The organism is Streptococcus zalophi, assembly GCF_016481285.1.
Taxonomy (GTDB): domain Bacteria; phylum Bacillota; class Bacilli; order Lactobacillales; family Streptococcaceae; genus Streptococcus; species Streptococcus zalophi.
In genome coordinates, this window is sequence record NZ_JAENBP010000010.1 from 34,355 (window position 1) to 55,166 (window position 20,812).

The following is a 20,812-nucleotide window of genomic DNA, read 5'->3' on the forward strand; positions in this document are numbered from 1 at the left end:
TAGTTCCTTTCAGACAAATGTGACTGTTTATCTGAGTCTAACATAGATGGCTTTTTTTCTGTTTAGCTTAATTTGACAAATGAGGAAATAAAACCATTGCTAGAAAACAAGCAAAATAAAATAGCTAACAAACACTTTGCTAATCTTAAAAATTAGGAAGTGTTTTTTGTTGATCCAAGTGAAGTTAAGATAACGAAAAAACTGATACATTAAGGGGATTTCATCTTTTTTTCAGAGAAACAGAAAAAACTTTCAAAAAAAATTGAAAAAAATATTGTGAAACTATTTACAAACTTTTTAAAATGAGCTATAATAAAACCATAAAAATTGTGAAACATTTAACAATGTTGGAGGAAAATAACTTATGGCAACTAAAACTGTTGATGCAAAAACAATGATTGATCAATTGGCTCAAAAAGCAACTAAAGCTTTACACGCTATGGAAAATTTCACACAAGAACAAGTTGATCATATTGTTCACCATGCAAGTATGGCGGCATTAGAAAAACATATGCCCTTAGCAAAAATGGCTGTTGAAGAAACAGGTCGTGGTATCTACGAAGATAAAGCTATTAAAAATATGTATGCTTCAGAGTATATCTGGAATGCGATTAAGTATGATAAAACAGTTGGTGTTATCGCAGAAGATAAAGAAGCGGGTTTGATTTCTATTGCTGAACCTGTTGGTGTGATTTGTGGGGTTACTCCGACAACAAATCCAACCTCAACAACTATTTTCAAGGCCTTAATTGCTTTAAAAACAAGAAATCCAATCATCTTTGCTTTCCACCCATCAGCTCAAAAATGTTCTGCTGAAGCAGCTCGTATTGTTCGTGATGCTGCTATTGAAGCTGGTGCACCAGAAGACTGTGTGCAATGGATTGAACAACCAAGTATTGAAGCAACAGGTGCTTTGATGAACCATCCTTTAATTGCAACCATTCTTGCAACAGGAGGTCCAGGTATGGTTAAGGCGGCTTATTCAAGTGGTAAACCAGCACTTGGTGTTGGACCTGGTAATGTGCCAAGTTATATCGCGGCAGATGCTAAAATTAAACGTGCTGTTAATGATTTGATTGTTTCAAAAACTTTTGATAATGGGATGATTTGTGCCTCTGAACAAGCTGCTATTGTTGATGCTTCTGTTTATGATGAGGTCAAAGCAGAGTTTGAAGCACATAACTGTTTTATTGTTTCTAAAAAAGCTGATATTAAAAAATTAGAAAAAGCTGTTCTTAATGAAGCAAAAACAGCTGTTAATCCGAAAATTGTTGGTTATTCAGCAGAATTCATCGCTGAATTAGCAGGCATCAAAGTACCAAAAGGCACTAAAATTATCTTGGCAGAAATTCCAGATGCGACTATGGAACACCCATTAGCTCTTGAAAAACTGTCTCCAGTACTTGCCCTCATCAAAGCAAGTGATGTAGAGGATGCTTTAGAAAAATGTGATAAAATGTTAAACCTTGGTGGTTTAGGACATACTGCAGTGATTCACACAGAAGATGAAGATCTTCAAATCCGTTTTGGTCTTCGTATGAAGGCATGCCGTATTCTTGTTAACTCACCATCAGCAGAAGGTGGTATCGGAAATATCTACAATGAAATGATTCCATCATTAACCCTTGGTTGTGGCTCACACGGACGCAACTCAGTATCACACAATGTGGGGGCAATTGATTTGATTAACGTTAAGACACTAGCAAAGCGCCGTAATAATATGCAATGGTTTAAATTACCACCCAAAATCTACTTTGAAAAAAATTCCATCATGTACCTTCGTAAAATTCAAGCAGAGAAAGTCATGATTGTCTGCGATCCAGGGATGGTTAAATTTGGCTATGCTGATTTAGTGAAAAAACAATTACAATTAAACAAAAACAATCCATCTGTGAAAGTTTTCTCAGAAGTAGAGCCAAACCCATCAACTAATACCGTCTACAAAGGGCTTGAAATGTTTAACGAGTTCCAACCAGACACTATTATCGCTCTAGGTGGTGGTTCTGCGATGGATGCTGCAAAAGCAATGTGGATGTTCTTTGAAAACCCCGATGTTAGCTTCTTTGGTGCTAAACAAAAATTCTTAGATATTCGTAAACGTACCTATAAAATTCCTTATGCTGAAAAAACAACCTTTATCTGTATCCCAACAACATCAGGAACAGGATCAGAAGTCACACCATTTGCCGTTATTACTGATAGCGATGATCATACCAAGTACCCACTGGCTGACTATGCATTGACACCAGATGTGGCTATTATTGACCCAGCTCTTGTTATGAGTGTTCCTGCTAGTGTGACAGCCGATACAGGAATGGATGTTTTAACCCATGCGATTGAATCTTATGTTTCAGTAATGGCAAGTGATTATACACGTGGTTTATCTCTTCAAGCCATCAAACTAGTCTTTGACTACCTTGAAAAATCAGTTAACACACCAGATGAAGAATCACGTGAAAAAATGCATAACGCTTCAACTATGGCAGGAATGGCTTTTGCTAATGCTTTCCTAGGAATTTGCCACTCTATCGCTCACAAAGTTGGGGGTGAATGGGGCGTTCCTCATGGTCGTACGAATGCGATCTTACTACCACATATCATTAGATACAACGCGAAAGATCCGCAAAAACATGCTATGTTCCCTAAATATGACTACTTCCGTGCAGAAAAAGATTATGCTGACATTGCTCGCTTCATGGGATTTGAAGGTGAAACAGATGCAGAATTAGCAGAAACACTCGCTCGCAAGGTTTACGAGCTTGGTCAATCAATCGGCATTAAAATGAACTTTAAGTCACAAGGTGTGACTAAAGCACAATTAAAAGCAGATGCTGATCGTTTAGCTGAAAAAGCTTATGAAGACCAATGTACAACTGCAAATCCAAAAGAACCACTCATTTCAGAATTAAAAGAAATTATTGAAATCGCCTTTGATTATGAAGGGTAATCCTTGACACCAATTCTCCTTGAGAATTGGTGTTTTTTCATTAATGATTAGAAGGGTTTATCAAAAAATTTGTTTAGGCAAATCAGTTAAAAATATGATATGATAAGAAAAAGACTTTATGAAACAAGGGAGAGCGTAATGACTCTAATTTACCAATCAACGAGAGATGCTAAAAACACAGCAACAGCTAGCCAAGCTATTTTAAAAGGATTAGCAACAGATGGTGGTCTCTACACCCCTACTGTTTTTCCAGAAATAAGTTTAGATTTCAACCAATTAAAAGACTTAAGCTACCAAGACATTGCTAAAAAAATCTTGTCAGCTTTTTTAGATGATTTTACACCGGAAGAAATCGCCTATTGTGTGTCAAATGCTTATGATGATAAGTTTGATACAGAGTTGATTGCACCAATAGTTAAGTTGAACGGTCAATACCATTTAGAGCTATTTCACGGATCAACCATAGCTTTTAAAGACATGGCCTTATCGATTTTGCCTTACTTGATGACAACTGCCGCTAAAAAACAAGGTGTGGACAATAAAATCGTTATTTTAACAGCCACCTCAGGAGATACAGGAAAAGCAGCCATGGCAGGCTTTGCTGATGTGCCTGGAACAGAAATTTTTGTCTTTTATCCTAAAAATGGCGTTAGTCGTATCCAAGAGTTACAAATGGTTACCCAAGAAGGTGAAAATACGCATGTTCTGGCTATTGATGGGAACTTTGATGATGCCCAAACTAGTGTAAAAAACATGTTTAACGATGAAGAGTTGCGAGATCTATTACTAGAAAAAGGCATACAATTTTCATCAGCCAACTCCATGAATATTGGACGTTTGGTCCCTCAAATTGTTTATTATGTTTATGCTTACGCACAACTTCTCAAACAAGGTGAGATTGACAATGGTGAATTGATTAACTTTTCAGTACCAACTGGCAATTTTGGTAATATTCTCGCTGCTTTTTACGCCTCTAAAATTGGTGTGCCGATTGGAAAACTTATCTGTGCCTCCAACGAAAACAATGTCTTAACAGATTTCTTTAACACAGCAACCTATGATAAAAATAGACCCTTCAAAGTGACAACAAGTCCTTCAATGGACATTCTTGTGTCATCTAATCTAGAGCGTTTAGTCTTTCACTTAGTGGGCAACGATGCTACAAAAACGCGTGAGCTAATGGCGCAATTAGCAAATGAAGGTAGTTATCAATTACCTGTTAAAGAGGCCTCTATTTTAAATCTTTTTGCCGCTGGCTTTGCTAACCAAGAACAAACGAGTCAGGACATTGCGCGTGTTTATCTTGAAAATCATTATGTTGAGGATCCTCATACAGCCGTTGCATCAAGCGTTTATAAGGATTATCAAGAAAAAACAAAAGATACGACAAAAACAGTTGTCGTATCAACAGCAAGTCCCTATAAATTTCCAACTGTTGTCGTCAAAGCTCTTGAGAGAACAAGTATCACAGACGATTTTGAGGCGGTAAAGAAACTCAAAAAACTCTCTCAAATAGTCATTCCTAAAGCTGTAGACGGCATTGAAAAAGCACCAATTCGTCATCAGACAACCATTGCAACAAAAGATATGAAAGAAACAGTAGAAAGGTATCTAGGACTCTAGTTTTAGAGTTTGTCATTATCTATGCAGCATACTAAAAAAATACTATCTATCGCTGTTCCAGCAATGATGGAAAACATATTACAAATGACGATGGGTTTTGTGGATAGTTATTTAATTGCTCAAATTGGCTTAATTGCAGTTTCAGGCGTTTCAGTGGCTAATAACATTATTAGTATTTACCAAGCAATCTTTATCGCTCTAGGTTCTAGTGTTGCTAGTCTTGTTGCGAGAAGTTTAGGTGAAAAAAATCACTCTGAAACGCAATTGTTGATGCGAGATACTATCGTGTTGACAGGACTTCTAAGTCTTGTTTTGGCTTTTTTCTCCATTTTTTGGGGGAGCTGGGTTCTCTCATCTTTGGGGACGGCTTTAGCTGTTAGTCAAGCGGGAGCTACTTATCTAGCTATTGTTGGTGGTGGCAGTCTTTTTATGGGACTGATGATTATTTTTTCAAGTGTTCTAAGAGCTGACAATCGCCCTAAAGTATCTCTTTATGTTACCTTATTTGTTAATTTTTTAAATGTCATCTTTTCTGTTATTGCTATTTTCGTTTTTCACCTAGGCATTGTTGGTGTTGCTGGTGCAACAGTGTTGGCACGATTCATTGGCAGTTTAGTATTGTGGTATCAATTAGGAACATTAAAACAAGATTTTCAGTTTAAATGGCATAAGAATCGAACCTTGTTATCTCTTGCCTTACCGGCTACAGCTGAGCGTTTGATGATGAGATTAGGTGATGTGGTTATCATTGCTATTATCGTTCAACTGGGCACAAAAGCAGTAGCAGGCAATGCCATAGGAGAAACCCTAACACAATTTAACTATATGCCAGGTGTTGCTGTGGCAACGGCGACTATTATTTTAGTGGCTGATTATTTAGGTCAAGGCAACCCCAAAACAATTGATAGGATTGTGAAAGAATCTTATTTATTATCAACCCTTGTGATGCTTTGTCTTAGTGTTCTAGTCTTTCTCTTTGGGCGACAGTTATCCCTATTGTTTACTAGTGATCAAGTAGCGATTTCAGCCAGTCTCATTGTTATTTTTTATTCCTTGATTGGTAGTCCAGCAACCTCTGCAACTCTTATCATGACAGCTGTTTGGCAGGGTTTGGGGCACTCAAGAATTCCTTTTTATGCAACAAGCATTGGCATGTGGGTCATTCGTATCGGTTTTGCCTATCTCTTAAGTATTGTTTTAAAAATGGGCTTATCTGGTGTTTGGTTAGCAACTGTTTTAGACAATTTTTTTAGAGGCTTGTTTTTATGGATTGTTTATAGAAAATATGTTAAACAAAAATAATCTTGCTAGTCTTTCTACTATATAATATCACTTCCTTAATGGGTAAGTGATTCACTTTTTAAAAAACAAAAAAGAAAATCTTAACGGTTTGATAATTGTTAGGGTTTTATTTTTTTAAATCAAAAAAATAATCAAATTTTATTGCCAAATCCCTTGCAATCACTTTGTTATTTTGTTATTATATTTTAGTGCTGTAAAAAAGACAGCCTTAGCTTTGATGCAAGAGGTTGCGACACGCTTGGTTGCATTGCCACGCAATCACCTGTCGGTTTTCTTGTGGAGCTAGCCTATTATCTTAAATAGACGAGAGGAGAAAAGATGGCAAATAAAAAAATCCGTATCCGTTTGAAAGCGTACGAACACCGTACACTTGACACAGCGGCAGAAAAAATCGTAGAAACTGCGACACGCACAGGTGCAACAGTTGCTGGTCCTGTACCATTACCAACTGAACGTAGTCTCTATACTGTTATTCGTGCGACTCACAAATATAAAGATTCGCGTGAACAATTTGAAATGCGTACTCACAAACGTCTTGTCGACATTGTGAACCCAACGCAGAAAACAGTTGATGCGCTTATGAAGTTAGATCTTCCAAGTGGTGTTAACGTCGAAATCAAACTATAATTTGATTTCAAAAAGAGCATGAAAAGCGCTCGTAAAAAACTTTTCACTATAAAAAAAGAAAAGGAAATATTTTCTCATGACAAAAGGAATCTTAGGGAAAAAAGTGGGAATGACTCAAATCTTCACTGAATCTGGTGAATTTATCCCTGTTACTGTCATTGAAGCAACACCAAACGTTGTTCTTCAAGTGAAAACTGTTGAAACTGATGGCTATGAAGCTATCCAAGTTGGTTTTGATGACAAACGTGATGTATTGAGTAACAAACCTGCCAAAGGTCACGTAGCGAAAGCTAATACGGCTCCTAAGCGCTTCATTCGTGAATTCAAAAACATTGAAGGCTTAGAAGTTGGTTCAGAAATCACTGTAGAAACATTCGCAGCCGGAGATGTTGTAGATGTTACTGGTACTACTAAAGGTAAAGGTTTCCAAGGGGTTATCAAACGCCACGGACAATCTAGAGGACCAATGGCTCACGGTTCTCGTTACCATCGTCGTCCGGGTTCTATGGGACCTGTTGCTCCAAACCGTGTGTTCAAAAACAAACGTTTGGCAGGACGCATGGGTGGCAAACGCGTGACAATTCAAAACCTTGAAATTGTTCAAGTTATTCCAGAAAAGAACGCTATCCTTATTAAAGGTAATGTACCAGGTGCTAAGAAATCTCTTATCACTATCAAATCAGCAGTTAAAGCTGCTAAATAATTAAAGAAAGGGGAAAACAGTTAAAATGGCAAAAGTAAAACTATTTGACCAAACTGGTAAAGAAGTTAGCGAAGTTGTCTTAAATGATGCTGTGTTTGGTATTGAGCCAAATGAATCAGTTGTTTTTGATGTTGTTATTAGCCAACGTGCTAGTCTACGCCAAGGAACGCATGCAGTTAAAAATCGCTCTGCTGTCTCTGGTGGTGGTCGTAAACCATGGCGTCAAAAAGGAACTGGACGTGCTCGTCAAGGTTCTATCCGTTCACCACAATGGCGTGGTGGTGGTGTCGTCTTTGGACCAACACCTCGTTCTTATGGCTACAAACTTCCACAAAAAGTTCGTCGTCTTGCTTTGAAATCAGTTTACTCAGCAAAAGTAGCTGAAGAAAAATTTGTAGCTGTAGATGCTCTTTCATTTGCAGCACCAAAAACAGCTGATTTTGCAAAAGTTCTTTCGGCGTTAAATGTCGATTCAAAAGTACTTGTTATTACTGAAGAGGAAAACAAATTTGCAGCTCTTTCAGCTCGCAATATTCCAAACGTAAAAGTTGCAACTGCAACAACTGCAAGTGTTCTTGATATCGTGAATAGCGATAAACTTCTTGTAACTAAAGAAGCAATCTCTGCAATTGAGGAGGTTCTTGCATAATGAATTTGTACGATGTAATTAAAAAACCAGTTATCACTGAAAAATCTATGCTTGCTCTTGAACAAGGCAAGTACACCTTTGAAGTCGACACTCGTGCTCACAAACTCCTTATCAAACAAGCTGTTGAAGCTGTGTTTGAAGGTGTTAAAGTAGCGAGTATTAGCACTGTTAACGTTAAGCCTAAAGCAAAACGTGTAGGTCGCTATACAGGCTTCACAAGCAAAACTAAAAAAGCAATCGTAACACTTACAGCTGATTCAAAAGCTATTGAGTTGTTTGCGGCAGAAGCAGAATAATCTAAGGAGGAATTAACGTGGGTATTAAAGTTTATAAACCAACGACAAATGGCCGTCGTAACATGACTTCTTTGGATTTTGCTGAAATTACAACAAACACTCCTGAGAAATCATTGCTTGTATCATTAAAGAAAAAAGCTGGCCGTAACAACAAAGGTCGTATTACAGTTCGTCATCACGGTGGAGGACACAAGCGCCATTACCGTTTGGTTGACTTCAAACGTAATAAAGATGGTGTTGAAGCAATCGTTAAAACAATCGAATACGATCCAAACCGTTCAGCAAATATTGCTCTTGTGCACTATGTAGATGGTGTTAAAGCATATATCATTGCTCCAAAAGGACTTGAAGTAGGTCAACGTATTGTATCTGGACCTGACGCTGATATTAAAGTGGGTAACGCTCTTCCATTAGCTAACATTCCAGTTGGTACAGTTGTTCATAACATAGAATTAAAACCAGGTAAAGGTGGTGCCTTAGTTCGTGCTGCTGGAGCTTCTGCTCAAGTACTGGGAACTGAAGGAAAATACACCTTAGTTCGTTTACAATCAGGTGAAGTTCGCATGATTCTATCAACTTGCCGTGCAACAATCGGTGTTGTAGGAAATGAGCAACAAGGACTTGTTAACCTTGGTAAAGCAGGTCGTAGCAGATGGAAAGGTATCCGTCCTACAGTTCGTGGTTCTGTTATGAACCCTAACGATCACCCACACGGTGGTGGTGAAGGTAAAGCGCCAGTTGGTCGTAAATCACCATCTACACCATGGGGCAAACCAGCACTTGGTCTTAAAACTCGTAATAAGAAAGCTAAGTCAGACAAACTTATTATTCGTCGTCGTAACGAAAAATAATAAGATTGCTTAATCCGCCAGCTCGGTAGTGCTAACTAATAGCACAAGCCGTTGTGGTACACTATTTAAAGGAGAAAAATAAAAATGGGACGTAGTCTTAAAAAAGGACCTTTCGTCGATGAGCATTTAATGAAAAAAGTTGAAGCTCAAGCCAATGACGAAAAGAAAAAAGTTATTAAAACTTGGTCACGTCGTTCAACGATTTTCCCAAGTTTCATCGGATATACAATTGCTGTCTATGATGGACGCAAACATGTACCAGTATACATTCAAGAAGACATGGTAGGTCATAAACTTGGTGAATTTGCACCAACTCGTACTTACAAAGGTCACGCAGCAGACGACAAGAAAACACGTCGTAAATAATAGGAGGAGGACACAATGGCAGAAATTACTTCAGCTAAAGCAATGGCTCGTACAGTCCGTGTTTCACCTCGTAAAACACGACTTGTTCTTGATCTCATTCGTGGGAAAAGTGTTGCTGATGCAATCGCAATTTTAAAATTCACTCCAAACAAAGCGGCTACAGTGATTGAAAAAGTTTTAAACTCAGCAATCGCCAATGCAGAAAACAACTTTGGTTTGGAAAAAGCTAACTTGGTTGTCTCTGAAACATTTGCAAATGAAGGACCAACAATGAAACGTTTCCGTCCACGTGCAAAAGGATCAGCGTCACCAATCAACAAACGCACTACTCATATCACAGTAGTTGTGGCAGAAAAATAAGGAGGTAAAATCGTGGGTCAAAAAGTACATCCAATTGGTATGCGTGTCGGAATCATCCGTGACTGGGATGCGAAATGGTATGCTGAAAAAGAATACGCGGATTACCTTCATGAAGATCTTGCAATCCGTAAATTCATCCAAAAACAATTAGCTGATGCATCAGTTTCTACAATTGAAATTGAACGCGCAGTTAACAAAGTCATTGTTTCACTTCACACTGCTAAACCAGGTATGGTTATTGGTAAAGGTGGATCAAATGTTGATGTTTTGCGTGCAAAACTTAACAAATTGACTGGTAAACAAGTACATATCAATATTATTGAAATTAAATCACCTGATTTAGATGCACATCTTGTGGGTGAGGGGATTGCACGTCAACTTGAGCAACGTGTTGCTTTCCGTCGTGCACAAAAACAAGCTATTCAACGTACTATGCGTGCAGGTGCTAAAGGAATCAAAACACAAGTATCTGGTCGTTTAAATGGTGCAGATATCGCTCGTAGTGAAGGATATTCAGAAGGTACAGTTCCACTTCATACGCTTCGTGCAGATATTGATTATGCTTGGGAAGAAGCTGATACAACTTATGGTAAGTTAGGTGTTAAAGTCTGGATTTACCGTGGAGAAGTTCTTCCAACTCGTAAAAACACTAAAGGAGGTAAATAACAAATGTTAGTACCTAAACGTGTTAAACACCGTCGTGAGTTCCGTGGGAAAATGCGTGGTGAAGCAAAAGGTGGTAAAACTGTAGCATTTGGAGAATATGGTCTTCAAGCAACAACTAGCCACTGGGTAACAAACCGTCAAATAGAAGCTGCTCGTATCGCTATGACGCGTTACATGAAACGTGGCGGTAAAGTTTGGATTAAAATTTTCCCTCATAAATCATACACCGCTAAAGCTATCGGTGTTCGTATGGGATCTGGTAAAGGTGCACCTGAAGGTTGGGTAGCTCCAGTAAAACGTGGTAAAGTGATGTTTGAGCTTGGTGGGGTTTCTGAAGAAATCGCTCGTGAAGCACTTCGTCTTGCAAGCCACAAACTACCAGTTAAATGCAAATTCGTAAAACGTGAAGCAGAATAAGGAGAAGACATGAAACTTCAAGAAATTAAAGATTTTGTAAAAGAACTTCGTGGCTTATCTCAAGAAGAACTTGCTAAAAAAGAAAGCGAACTCAAAAAAGAATTATTTGACCTTCGTTTTCAAGCTGCAGCAGGTCAACTTGATCAAACTGCCCGTTTACACGAAGTGAAAAAGCAAATTGCACGTGTTAAAACTGTGCAATCTGAAATGAAATAATAGATTGGGAAAGGAGAAATTCTAATTATGGAACGTAATCAACGTAAAACCCTAGTTGGACGTGTCGTGTCTGACAAGATGGATAAAACAATCACAGTTGTAGTTGAAACAAAACGTAACCACCCAGTCTATGGTAAGCGTATCAACTATTCTAAAAAGTACAAAGCACATGACGAAAACAACATCGCTAAGACTGGCGACAAAGTTCGTATCATGGAAACTCGTCGACTATCAGCTACAAAACGTTTTCGTCTTGTAGAAGTAGTTGAAGAAGCTATAATTATTTAATAAGCCTGAAAGGAGAAAATTAGAATGATTCAACAAGAATCTCGTTTGAAAGTTGCTGATAACAGTGGCGCACGTGAAATCTTGACCATTAAAGTTCTTGGTGGTTCAGGACGTAAGTTCGCAAGCATTGGTGACGTTATCGTTGCATCTGTAAAACAAGCTACTCCTGGTGGCGCTGTTAAAAAAGGTGATGTTGTCAAAGCAGTTATTGTACGCACTAAATCAGGAGCTCGTCGTCCAGATGGTTCATACATTAAATTTGATGACAATGCTGCAGTTATTATCCGCGATGATAAAACACCTCGTGGAACTCGTATCTTCGGCCCTGTTGCACGTGAATTACGTGAAGGTGGCTACATGAAGATCGTATCACTTGCACCAGAAGTACTTTAATTAAAAAACAAACTAGTCCCCTAGTTTACTAGGGTGCCCATTAGGGCGTAAGAAATTTTAAGGAGAACAACTCAATGTTTGTAAAAAAAGGAGACAAAGTTCGCGTTATCGCTGGTAAAGACAAAGGTGTTGAAGCCGTTGTTTTGACTGCGTTACCAAAAGTTAACAAAGTTATTGTAGAAGGCGTAGCAATGATGAAAAAACATCAACGTCCAAATAATGACAACCCACAAGGGGCAATCATCGAAAAAGAAGCACCAATTCATGTTTCTAACGTACAAGTGTTAGATAAAAATGGTGTTGCTGGACGTGTTGGCTACAAAGTTATTGACGGCAAAAAAGTCCGTTACAACAAAAAATCAGGCGAAGTGCTTGATTAATCACGAAGGAAAGGAGAAGTATAATGGCAAATCGCTTAAAAGAAAAATATCTTAAAGAAGTTATCCCAGCATTAACTGAAAAATTTAACTATTCATCAGTTATGGCTGTACCAAAAGTTGAGAAAATTGTTCTTAACATGGGTGTTGGTGATGCAGTTTCAAACGCTAAAAACTTAGAAAAAGCTGCAGCTGAATTAGCACTTATTTCTGGACAAAAACCACTCATCACTAAAGCTAAAAAATCAATCGCCGGCTTCCGTCTTCGTGAGGGTGTTGCTATCGGTGCTAAAGTAACTCTTCGTGGTGAACGTATGTATGAGTTTCTAGATAAATTAGTATCAGTATCATTACCTCGTGTCCGTGACTTCCACGGCGTTCCAACGAAATCATTTGATGGACGTGGGAACTACACACTTGGTGTTAAAGAACAATTGATTTTCCCAGAAATTAATTTTGATGATGTTGATAAAGTTCGTGGTCTTGACATTGTTATTGTTACAACAGCAAATACCGATGAAGAATCACGTGAATTGCTTAAAGGCTTAGGAATGCCTTTTGCAAAATAACATAGGAGGTAAATATAATGGCTAAAAAATCAATGATTGCTAAGAACAAACGCCCTGCTAAGTTCTCAACGCAAGCTTACACTCGTTGCGAAAGATGTGGCCGTCCACATTCGGTATACCGCAAATTTAAACTTTGCCGCGTTTGCTTCCGTGAATTAGCATACAAAGGACAAATTCCAGGTGTTACTAAAGCATCTTGGTAATTTGAACTTAATTGAACATTAACTAGCAAGTGAGTATTCAAACTACTAGTAAGAGGAGAAAAATAAAATGGTTATGACTGACCCTATTGCAGACTTTTTAACACGCATTCGTAATGCTAATCAAGCAAAACACAGTGTTCTTGAAGTACCTGCATCAAATATTAAAAAAGGGATTGCTGAAATCCTTAAACGTGAAGGTTTTGTAAAAAACGTTGAATATATTGAAGATGATAAACAAGGTGTGATTCGTTTGTTCCTTAAATATGGACAAAATGGTGAGCGTGTTATCACTAATTTAAAACGTATTTCAAAACCAGGTCTTCGTGTTTACACAAAACGTGAAGATATTCCAAAAGTTCTTAATGGACTTGGAATTGCAATCATTTCAACTTCTGAAGGTCTTTTGACTGATAAAGAAGCACGCCAAAAAAATGTTGGTGGAGAAGTGCTTGCATACGTTTGGTAAGAATTATTCTTATCACCCCGTGAAAACTAGTCATCTTATGACTTGACAATCTAACAGGAGAAAATAAATATGTCACGTATTGGTAATAAAGTTATCACATTACCTGTTGGTGTTGAAATCACTAATAAAGATAATGTTGTAACTGTCAAAGGCCCAAAAGGCGAACTTACTCGTGAGTTCAATAAAAACATTGAAATTAAGATTGATGGTAGTGAAGTTTCACTTCATCGTCCAAACGACTCAAAAGAAATGAAAACCATCCATGGAACAACTCGTGCCAACCTAAATAATATGGTTGTTGGTGTTTCAGAAGGATTTAAAAAAGCTCTTGAAATGCGTGGTGTTGGTTACCGTGCTCAACTTCAAGGGAATAAGTTAGTTCTTTCAGTTGGTAAATCTCACCAAGATGAAGTCGTTGCTCCAGAAGGTATCACATTTGAAGTTCCTTCAGCAACATCAATTCTTGTTAGTGGGATTAACAAAGAAGTTGTTGGACAAACTGCGGCTTATATCCGTAGCCTTCGTACACCAGAACCTTATAAAGGTAAAGGGATCCGTTACGTTGGAGAATTTGTTCGACTTAAAGAAGGTAAAACAGGTAAATAATAAGGTGTGGTATCTTTGTAAACAATGGTTTACAATGTGCCTACCACCTAATTACAGTAACTGTTTTCAATATTAAAAAATAAGAGGTGAAAATTGTGATTTCGAAACCAGATAAAAATAAAATCCGCCAAAAACGCCGTCGTCGCGTACGCGGTAAAGTTTCTGGAACTGCGGATCGCCCACGTTTGAACGTATTTCGTTCTAATACAGGCATCTACGCTCAATTGATTGATGACGTAGCGGGTGTCACGCTCGCAAGCGCTTCAACTCTTGATAAAGACGTTTCAAAAGGAACTAAAACTGAACAAGCCGTTGTTGTTGGTAAACTGATTGCTGAACGCGCAGGAGCTAAAGGTATTTCTGAAGTGGTGTTTGACCGCGGTGGATATCTCTATCACGGCCGTGTTAAAGCTTTAGCTGATGCAGCTCGTGAAAACGGATTGAAATTCTAATAGGGAGGACACTTAATAATGGCATTTAAAGATAATGCAGTAGAACTTGAAGAACGCGTTGTTGCAATTAACCGTGTTACAAAAGTTGTAAAAGGTGGACGTCGTCTTCGCTTTGCTGCTCTAGTAGTTGTTGGTGATCGTAACGGTCACGTAGGTTTTGGTACAGGGAAAGCCCAAGAAGTGCCTGAAGCTATTCGTAAAGCAGTGGAAGCTGCTAAGAAAAACATGATTGAAGTTCCAATGGTTGGTACAACAATTCCTCATGAGGTTCGCTCAAACTACAGCGGTGCTCGTGTATTGTTGAAACCTGCTATCGAGGGTTCTGGTGTGGCTGCAGGTGGTGCAGTTCGTGCCGTTGTCGAATTAGCGGGTGTTGCTGATGTGACTTCTAAATCATTAGGTTCAAACACTCCAATCAACATTGTTCGTGCAACTGTTGAAGGATTGAAACAATTAAAACGCGCTGAAGAGGTTGCCGCGCTTCGTGGTGTTCCTGTTTCAGAGTTAGGATAAGAAGGGAGATATCATGGCTCAAATTAAAATTACTTTGACTAAGTCTCCAATCGGACGCCTTCCAGCACAACGTAAAACAGTTGTTGCACTTGGACTTGGTAAACTAAATAGTTCTGTTGTTAAAGATGATACACCAGCTATTCGTGGCATGGTCAACACAGTATCTCATTTAGTCACTGTAGAAGACGTAAACTAAAAATAATAACCAAGACACTTTGATTTTTTCATGGTGTCTTGAACTAAATTAACGTATAGGCGAGTTTTTGTAGAGAGAACCTTATCTTTACAAAGGCGTTAGCATTTTACAAAAAGGAGAAAAAATGAAAATTCATGAATTAAAACCTGCTGAAGGTTCTCGTAAAGTACGCAATCGTGTTGGTCGTGGATCATCATCTGGTAATGGTAAAACATCTGGTCGTGGTCAAAAAGGACAAAAAGCCCGTAGCGGTGGTAAAGTTCGTTTAGGTTTTGAAGGTGGACAAACACCATTGTTCCGTCGCATGCCAAAACGTGGATTTACTAACATTAACGCAAAAGAGTATGCTTTAGTAAATCTTGATCAATTAAATATTTTTGAAGATGGTACAGAAGTAACACCAGTTGTTCTTGTTGAATCAGGGCTTGTAAAAGCTGAAAAATCAGGAATCAAAATTCTTGGTAATGGCGAATTAACTAAAAAATTGACAGTTAAAGCATCTAAGTTTTCTAAGAGTGCTGAAGCTGCAATTGTTGCTAAAGGTGGTTCTGTTGAAGTCATCTAATGAGAGGTAGCTCATTATGTTTTTTAAATTACTGAAAGATGCTTTAAAGATAAAAAATGTTAGGAAAAAAATTCTTTTTACTATCTTTATTATCTTTGTGTTCCGAGTTGGTACTCATATTACAGTCCCTGGAATTAACGCAAAAAGCCTTGAGCAGTTGAGTGATTTACCTTTCTTAAATATGCTTAATCTTGTGAGTGGTAATGCCATGAGAAACTTCTCTGTTTTTGCTCTTGGAGTAAGTCCTTATATTACCGCTTCGATTGTTGTACAGTTGCTTCAAATGGATATCTTACCTAAGTTTGTTGAATGGGGCAAACAAGGAGAAGTTGGTAGAAGAAAATTAAATCAGGCTACTCGATATATTTCCTTGTTTCTTGCTTTCTTCCAATCTATTGGGATTACAGCAGGGTTTAGTGCCCTATCAACCGTTGCTTTAGTAGAAACACCTAATGCACAAACATATATTCTCATTGGATGCATATTAACGACAGGAAGCTTGATTGTCACTTGGTTGGGAGAACAAATCTCTGATAAAGGATTTGGTAATGGCGTTTCGATGATAATCTTTTCAGGGATTATTTCTGCTATACCAGGTTCTATCTCAACTATCTATGAGGATTACTTTGTCAATATTCGCTCAAGTGAATTGACAAATTCTATAATATTTATTAGCATTTTTACTTTAGCTGTTCTTGCAATTGTTTTCTTTACAACGTTTGTACAACAGGCTGAGTATAAGATTCCAATACAATACACTAAGAGAGCTCAAGGAGCACCAACAAGTTCATACCTGCCTTTAAAAGTTAATCCAGCAGGTGTGATACCTGTCATTTTTGCGAGTTCTATCACAACTATTCCGGGAACCTTGGTTCAATTCCTCCAAACAGGAAATCAAGATATTCCTTGGTTAAACACCCTAAGTCAAGCGTTAAACTTCCAAAATCCAGCTGGAATGGTTGTTTACGCCATCTTGATTGTTTTATTCTCATTCTTTTATACTTTTGTTCAGGTAAATCCTGAAAAAACTGCAGAGAATTTACAAAAAGGGGCGTCATATATACCAAGTGTTAGACCTGGGCGTGAGACTCAAGACTACATGACTTCTTTACTCAAAAAATTGGCCACAGTAGGATCGCTTTTCTTAGCGTTTGTTGCTTTAACGCCAATTGCTGCTCAACAGCTTTTTGGTCTTTCATCAACCGTTGCTTTAGGAGGAACAAGCTTGTTAATCCTTATTTCAACAGGTATTGAAGGTATGAAACAGCTTGAGGGCTATCTTTTGAAGAAGAAATATGTTGGTTTCATTAACATAACTGAATAGAATATAGGTTGACTTTGTCAACCTTCTATTTTATTTTATGAGTCACTAGTGAATGACAAAATAGATGGAGAAAAAAATGAATCTTTTAATTATGGGACTTCCGGGTGCAGGAAAAGGAACACAGGCGGCTAAAATTGTTGAAAAATTTGGCATTATCCACATTTCTACAGGAGACATGTTTAGATCTGCCATCACTAATCAAACTAAGATGGGAATTTTAGCTAAGTCGTATATGGATAAGGGAGAATTAGTTCCTGATGAAGTGACTAATGGTATTGTCAAAGAGCGATTAGCACAAGCCGACGTTTCTGAAAAAGGTTTTCTGCTAGACGGTTATCCAAGAACAATTGAACAAGCTGATGCCCTAGATGCTATTTTGAGTGAGTTGGACATGTCGCTAGATGGTGTTGTTAATATTGAAGTTGATCCATCACTTCTCTTAGAACGCTTAAGCGGTCGTATCATTCATCGTGAAACGGGGGAGACTTTCCATAAAGTATTTAACCCACCAGCAGCTGGATATGATGAAAAAGATTATTATCAACGTGAGGATGATAAACCAGAAACGGTTAAACGTCGCTTAGATATTAACATCGCACAAGGAACACCGATTATTGCTCACTATCGTAAAAAAGGTATCGTCCATGATATCAAAGGAAATGATGAAATCGATGCAGTGTTTTCAAACATTTCAAAGGTTATTTCGTCTTTGTAACAAATGATTAAACTTACTTGCATAAGACTATAAGACGTGATATAATAGGCTAGTCTGACTTATAACTGTTACCTCTATTTTGTAGAGGGAATCAAATCGAAATTTAGGGGGTGCTTTTGCGTGGCAAAAGAAGATGTGATTGAAATTGAAGGTAAAGTTGTTGAAACAATGCCTAATGCAATGTTCACTGTTGAATTGGAAAATGGGCATCAAATTCTAGCAACTGTATCAGGAAAGATCCGAAAGAATTATATTCGTATTTTAGTAGGTGATAGAGTTACTGTAGAGATGAGTCCATATGATTTAACAAGAGGACGTATCACATACCGCTTTAAATAATCGAAATAATTGGAGGGATTAAAAATGAAGGTAAGACCATCGGTTAAACCAATTTGCGAATACTGTAAAGTAATTCGCCGTAATGGCCGTGTTATGGTAATTTGTCCTACAAATCCAAAACACAAACAACGTCAAGGATAAAAATAGAAAGGAGAAAAAATGGCTCGTATAGCTGGAGTTGATATACCAAATGATAAACGTGTTGTCATTTCATTAACATACATTTATGGCATTGGTTTGCAAACCTCTAAAAAAGTTTTAGAAGCTGCAGGTGTTTCAGAAGATGTTCGCGTTAAAGATTTAACATCAGATCAAGAAGATGCTATCCGTCGTGAAGTGGATAAAATCAAAATTGAAGGCGATCTTCGTCGTGAAGTGAACTTGAACATCAAACGTTTGATGGAAATTGGATCATATCGTGGTATCCGTCATCGTCGTGGACTACCTGTCCGTGGACAAAACACAAAAAATAATGCCCGCACTCGTAAAGGTAAAGCAGTAGCGATTGCTGGTAAGAAAAAATAAGAAATAAAATAGGAGGTAAAGAAATTGGCTAAACCAACACGTAAGCGTCGTGTGAAAAAGAATATCGAATCTGGTATTGCTCATATTCATGCAACGTTTAACAATACTATTGTTATGATTACTGATGTGCATGGTAATGCTCTTGCATGGTCATCAGCTGGTGCACTTGGCTTTAAAGGTTCTCGTAAATCAACACCATTTGCTGCACAAATGGCTGCAGAAGCAGCGGCAAAGTCAGCACAAGAACATGGCGTAAAAACAGTTGAAGTAACTGTTAAAGGCCCTGGTTCAGGTCGTGAATCTGCTATTCGTGCTCTTGCAGCTGCAGGACTAGAAGTAACAGCTATTCGTGACGTGACACCTGTACCACATAATGGTGCTCGCCCTCCAAAACGTCGTCGTGTATAATCGTAAAAAACAACTAGTACACAACTTTTCGTTTAAGAGGGAGTAACGACATGATTGAGTTTGAAAAACCAAAAATAACAAAAATTGATGAAAATAAAGATTACGGAAGATTTGTCATCGAACCACTAGAACGTGGCTATGGCACAACTCTCGGTAATTCACTTCGTCGAGTTCTTTTATCTTCACTTCCAGGTGCAGCAGTAACATCTATTAAAATTGATGGAGTACTCCATGAATTTGATACTATTCCTGGTGTGCGTGAAGATGTGATGCAAATTATTCTTAATATTAAAGGACTTGCTGTAAAATCTCACGTTGAAGACGAAAAGACAATTGAACTTGATGTTCAAGGACCTATGGAAGTTACCGCAGGAGATATTTTAACAGATAGTGATATTGAAATTGTTAATCCAGATCACTATTTATTTACTATTCTTGAGGGAGCTAGCTTTAGAGCAACATTGACTGTTGCAACAAAAAGAGGTTATGTTCCTGCTGAAGAGAATAAAAAAGAAAATGCACCTGTAGGAACATTGGCAGTAGATTCAATCTATACGCCTGTTAAAAAAGTTAACTATCAAGTTGAACCTGCCCGTGTCGGTAGTAATGATGGCTTTGATAAATTAACGATTGAAATTATGACTAATGGTACAATCATACCCGAGGATGCTTTAGGCTTATCTGCTCGTGTTTTAATTGAGCACTTAAATCTTTTCACTGATTTGACAGAAATTGCAAAAACAACTGAAGTCATGAAAGAAACTGAGAAAGCTTCCAATGAAAAAGTATTCGATCGTACTATTGAAGAACTTGATTTATCTGTTCGATCATATAACTGTTTAAAACGTGCAGGTATTAATACTGTTTACGATTTAACAGAAAAGACAGAACCAGAAATGATGAAAGTTAGAAATCTTGGTCGTAAGAGTTTAGAAGAGGTGAAATTAAAACTTTCTGAACTTGGTCTAGGATTAAAAAACGATAAATAAAACAGGAGGAAAAAATGGCTTACCGTAAACTAGGACGCACTAGCTCACAACGTAAAGCAATGCTTCGTGATTTGACGACAGATCTTCTCATCAATGAATCTATTGTGACAACAGAAGCACGTGCAAAAGAAATTCGTAAAACCGTTGAAAAAATGATTACTCTTGGTAAACGTGGTGATTTACACGCTCGTCGCCAGGCAGCAGCATTTGTTCGCAACGAAATTGCATCAGAAAACTTTGATGAAACTACTGAAAAGTACACATCTACATCTGCATTGCAAAAACTATTCACTGAAATTGCACCACGTTATGCAGAACGTAATGGAGGATACACTCGTATTCTTAAAACAGAACCACGCCGTGGGGATGCTGCACCAATGGCAATTATTGAATTAGTATAATTTTTATCAATTTTGTTGAGTGTTATGATGATGGAATACTATTATTCTTAGTCTAGCTCTGGTCTACCGCCGATTATTTTCGGCGGTAACACTCATCATATTGCTATCTAACGCTTACGCTTGTTTACGACATTTTTTTATCTGTGGTATAAAAAAATGTCGTAAGCAGGCGTTTTTATTAAAAATCGTTTTATTGTTAAAAAACATATATTTATAGTATAATGATACTGTTACCCTTAATGATTTACTATTTTAAAATCATTAATAATACTTTGTTTATCTTATAGATTAAGTAATTGTAGAAATAATATGAAATTATTTTTTCTTTTTCTTAAAAAAGGTATTGACAAAGCTTAGTTGAGGTGCTAGAATATAATAGTTGTCTCGAAAGAGCATGACCTTTGAAAACTGAACAAGACAAGAAACCAAACGTGCAGGGTTATGAAAGTAACCTGTCAAA

The 20,812-nt window shown here is 37.7% G+C and carries 32 protein-coding genes; all 32 read left to right on the forward strand.

Annotated elements, in window-relative coordinates:
• Window positions 1-364 precede the first annotated feature (364 nt).
• The 32 genes from adhE to rplQ all read left to right on the forward strand — a co-directional run bounded on the left by adhE (window position 365) and on the right by rplQ (window position 20,352).
• Window positions 365-2,947, forward strand: coding sequence for a bifunctional acetaldehyde-CoA/alcohol dehydrogenase (gene adhE / locus JHK64_RS06915; protein ID WP_199568262.1), 2,583 nt, complete (start codon window positions 365-367; stop codon window positions 2,945-2,947).
• 138 nt (window positions 2,948-3,085) lie between these two features.
• Entirely contained in the window at window positions 3,086-4,570 is a 1,485-nt protein-coding gene (gene thrC, locus JHK64_RS06920; RefSeq protein WP_199568263.1) for a threonine synthase, read from the forward strand.
• Between the two features lie 21 nt (window positions 4,571-4,591).
• Window positions 4,592-5,872: an MATE family efflux transporter gene (locus JHK64_RS06925; RefSeq protein ID WP_199568264.1), complete on the forward strand. Its 1,281-nt coding sequence runs from the start codon at window positions 4,592-4,594 to the stop codon at window positions 5,870-5,872.
• Window positions 5,873-6,190: 318 nt separating this feature from the next.
• The gene (gene rpsJ, locus JHK64_RS06930) at window positions 6,191-6,499 is read left to right on the forward strand and encodes a 30S ribosomal protein S10 (RefSeq protein WP_199568265.1); all 309 of its coding nucleotides are present in this window, start codon (window positions 6,191-6,193) and stop codon (window positions 6,497-6,499) included.
• A gap of 76 nt (window positions 6,500-6,575) precedes the next feature.
• Window positions 6,576-7,202 (forward strand): 50S ribosomal protein L3, encoded by a 627-nt coding sequence (gene rplC, locus JHK64_RS06935; protein WP_199568266.1) that lies wholly within the window; start codon window positions 6,576-6,578, stop codon window positions 7,200-7,202.
• 25 nt (window positions 7,203-7,227) lie between these two features.
• The gene (gene rplD / locus JHK64_RS06940) at window positions 7,228-7,851 is read left to right on the forward strand and encodes a 50S ribosomal protein L4 (RefSeq protein ID WP_199568267.1); all 624 of its coding nucleotides are present in this window, start codon (window positions 7,228-7,230) and stop codon (window positions 7,849-7,851) included.
• Window positions 7,851-8,147, forward strand: a complete 297-nt coding sequence (locus JHK64_RS06945; protein ID WP_199568268.1) for a 50S ribosomal protein L23 — start codon at window positions 7,851-7,853, stop codon at window positions 8,145-8,147. Before rplD ends, JHK64_RS06945 begins: the two co-directional genes overlap by 1 nt.
• A gap of 17 nt (window positions 8,148-8,164) precedes the next feature.
• The gene (gene rplB, locus JHK64_RS06950; RefSeq protein WP_199568269.1) at window positions 8,165-8,998 is read left to right on the forward strand and encodes a 50S ribosomal protein L2; all 834 of its coding nucleotides are present in this window, start codon (window positions 8,165-8,167) and stop codon (window positions 8,996-8,998) included.
• 84 nt (window positions 8,999-9,082) lie between these two features.
• Window positions 9,083-9,364, forward strand: a complete 282-nt coding sequence (gene rpsS, locus JHK64_RS06955; protein WP_000533766.1) for a 30S ribosomal protein S19 — start codon at window positions 9,083-9,085, stop codon at window positions 9,362-9,364.
• 15 nt (window positions 9,365-9,379) lie between these two features.
• Window positions 9,380-9,724 carry a 50S ribosomal protein L22 gene (gene rplV, locus JHK64_RS06960; RefSeq protein WP_199568270.1) on the forward strand — a complete coding sequence of 115 codons (345 nt, stop codon included), beginning with the start codon at window positions 9,380-9,382 and terminating at the stop codon, window positions 9,722-9,724.
• Window positions 9,725-9,736: 12 nt separating this feature from the next.
• Window positions 9,737-10,390: a 30S ribosomal protein S3 gene (rpsC, locus tag JHK64_RS06965; RefSeq protein WP_199568271.1), complete on the forward strand. Its 654-nt coding sequence runs from the start codon at window positions 9,737-9,739 to the stop codon at window positions 10,388-10,390.
• A 3-nt stretch (window positions 10,391-10,393) separates the two neighbouring features.
• Complete coding sequence (rplP, locus tag JHK64_RS06970) at window positions 10,394-10,807, forward strand: 50S ribosomal protein L16 (RefSeq protein ID WP_199568272.1); 414 nt, start codon at window positions 10,394-10,396, stop codon at window positions 10,805-10,807.
• A 9-nt stretch (window positions 10,808-10,816) separates the two neighbouring features.
• Window positions 10,817-11,023 carry a 50S ribosomal protein L29 gene (gene rpmC, locus JHK64_RS06975; RefSeq protein WP_199568273.1) on the forward strand — a complete coding sequence of 69 codons (207 nt, stop codon included), beginning with the start codon at window positions 10,817-10,819 and terminating at the stop codon, window positions 11,021-11,023.
• Between the two features lie 27 nt (window positions 11,024-11,050).
• The gene (gene rpsQ, locus JHK64_RS06980; RefSeq protein ID WP_018369827.1) at window positions 11,051-11,311 is read left to right on the forward strand and encodes a 30S ribosomal protein S17; all 261 of its coding nucleotides are present in this window, start codon (window positions 11,051-11,053) and stop codon (window positions 11,309-11,311) included.
• Between the two features lie 24 nt (window positions 11,312-11,335).
• A complete protein-coding gene (gene rplN / locus JHK64_RS06985) occupies window positions 11,336-11,704 on the forward strand; it encodes a 50S ribosomal protein L14 (protein WP_199568274.1) in 369 nt (122 codons plus the stop codon).
• Window positions 11,705-11,778: 74 nt separating this feature from the next.
• On the forward strand, window positions 11,779-12,084 hold the full coding sequence (gene rplX, locus JHK64_RS06990; RefSeq protein WP_199568275.1) for a 50S ribosomal protein L24: 306 nt from the start codon (window positions 11,779-11,781) through the stop codon (window positions 12,082-12,084).
• Between the two features lie 23 nt (window positions 12,085-12,107).
• The gene (gene rplE, locus JHK64_RS06995; protein ID WP_018369830.1) at window positions 12,108-12,650 is read left to right on the forward strand and encodes a 50S ribosomal protein L5; all 543 of its coding nucleotides are present in this window, start codon (window positions 12,108-12,110) and stop codon (window positions 12,648-12,650) included.
• Window positions 12,651-12,667: 17 nt separating this feature from the next.
• Window positions 12,668-12,853: a type Z 30S ribosomal protein S14 gene (locus JHK64_RS07000; RefSeq protein WP_001085699.1), complete on the forward strand. Its 186-nt coding sequence runs from the start codon at window positions 12,668-12,670 to the stop codon at window positions 12,851-12,853.
• 67 nt (window positions 12,854-12,920) lie between these two features.
• Window positions 12,921-13,319: a 30S ribosomal protein S8 gene (rpsH, locus tag JHK64_RS07005; protein ID WP_199568276.1), complete on the forward strand. Its 399-nt coding sequence runs from the start codon at window positions 12,921-12,923 to the stop codon at window positions 13,317-13,319.
• A gap of 69 nt (window positions 13,320-13,388) precedes the next feature.
• A complete protein-coding gene (rplF, locus tag JHK64_RS07010; protein WP_199568277.1) occupies window positions 13,389-13,925 on the forward strand; it encodes a 50S ribosomal protein L6 in 537 nt (178 codons plus the stop codon).
• A gap of 95 nt (window positions 13,926-14,020) precedes the next feature.
• The gene (gene rplR / locus JHK64_RS07015) at window positions 14,021-14,377 is read left to right on the forward strand and encodes a 50S ribosomal protein L18 (RefSeq protein ID WP_026216744.1); all 357 of its coding nucleotides are present in this window, start codon (window positions 14,021-14,023) and stop codon (window positions 14,375-14,377) included.
• An 18-nt stretch (window positions 14,378-14,395) separates the two neighbouring features.
• Entirely contained in the window at window positions 14,396-14,890 is a 495-nt protein-coding gene (gene rpsE, locus JHK64_RS07020) for a 30S ribosomal protein S5 (RefSeq protein ID WP_199568278.1), read from the forward strand.
• Window positions 14,891-14,903: 13 nt separating this feature from the next.
• Complete coding sequence (rpmD, locus tag JHK64_RS07025; RefSeq protein ID WP_199568279.1) at window positions 14,904-15,086, forward strand: 50S ribosomal protein L30; 183 nt, start codon at window positions 14,904-14,906, stop codon at window positions 15,084-15,086.
• Window positions 15,087-15,210: 124 nt separating this feature from the next.
• Entirely contained in the window at window positions 15,211-15,651 is a 441-nt protein-coding gene (rplO, locus tag JHK64_RS07030) for a 50S ribosomal protein L15 (RefSeq protein ID WP_199568280.1), read from the forward strand.
• 16 nt (window positions 15,652-15,667) lie between these two features.
• Window positions 15,668-16,975: a preprotein translocase subunit SecY gene (secY, locus tag JHK64_RS07035; RefSeq protein ID WP_199568281.1), complete on the forward strand. Its 1,308-nt coding sequence runs from the start codon at window positions 15,668-15,670 to the stop codon at window positions 16,973-16,975.
• Between the two features lie 76 nt (window positions 16,976-17,051).
• Window positions 17,052-17,690 carry an adenylate kinase gene (locus tag JHK64_RS07040; RefSeq protein ID WP_199568282.1) on the forward strand — a complete coding sequence of 213 codons (639 nt, stop codon included), beginning with the start codon at window positions 17,052-17,054 and terminating at the stop codon, window positions 17,688-17,690.
• A 120-nt stretch (window positions 17,691-17,810) separates the two neighbouring features.
• Window positions 17,811-18,029 (forward strand): translation initiation factor IF-1, encoded by a 219-nt coding sequence (infA, locus tag JHK64_RS07535; protein WP_001040189.1) that lies wholly within the window; start codon window positions 17,811-17,813, stop codon window positions 18,027-18,029.
• A gap of 24 nt (window positions 18,030-18,053) precedes the next feature.
• On the forward strand, window positions 18,054-18,170 hold the full coding sequence (rpmJ, locus tag JHK64_RS07050) for a 50S ribosomal protein L36 (protein ID WP_000868345.1): 117 nt from the start codon (window positions 18,054-18,056) through the stop codon (window positions 18,168-18,170).
• A gap of 18 nt (window positions 18,171-18,188) precedes the next feature.
• Complete coding sequence (gene rpsM, locus JHK64_RS07055; RefSeq protein ID WP_199568283.1) at window positions 18,189-18,554, forward strand: 30S ribosomal protein S13; 366 nt, start codon at window positions 18,189-18,191, stop codon at window positions 18,552-18,554.
• Window positions 18,555-18,578: 24 nt separating this feature from the next.
• Window positions 18,579-18,962 carry a 30S ribosomal protein S11 gene (gene rpsK / locus JHK64_RS07060; protein WP_199568284.1) on the forward strand — a complete coding sequence of 128 codons (384 nt, stop codon included), beginning with the start codon at window positions 18,579-18,581 and terminating at the stop codon, window positions 18,960-18,962.
• A 50-nt stretch (window positions 18,963-19,012) separates the two neighbouring features.
• Complete coding sequence (locus JHK64_RS07065; protein ID WP_199568285.1) at window positions 19,013-19,951, forward strand: DNA-directed RNA polymerase subunit alpha; 939 nt, start codon at window positions 19,013-19,015, stop codon at window positions 19,949-19,951.
• 14 nt (window positions 19,952-19,965) lie between these two features.
• Complete coding sequence (rplQ, locus tag JHK64_RS07070) at window positions 19,966-20,352, forward strand: 50S ribosomal protein L17 (RefSeq protein ID WP_199568286.1); 387 nt, start codon at window positions 19,966-19,968, stop codon at window positions 20,350-20,352.
• Window positions 20,353-20,812: the final 460 nt, after the last annotated feature.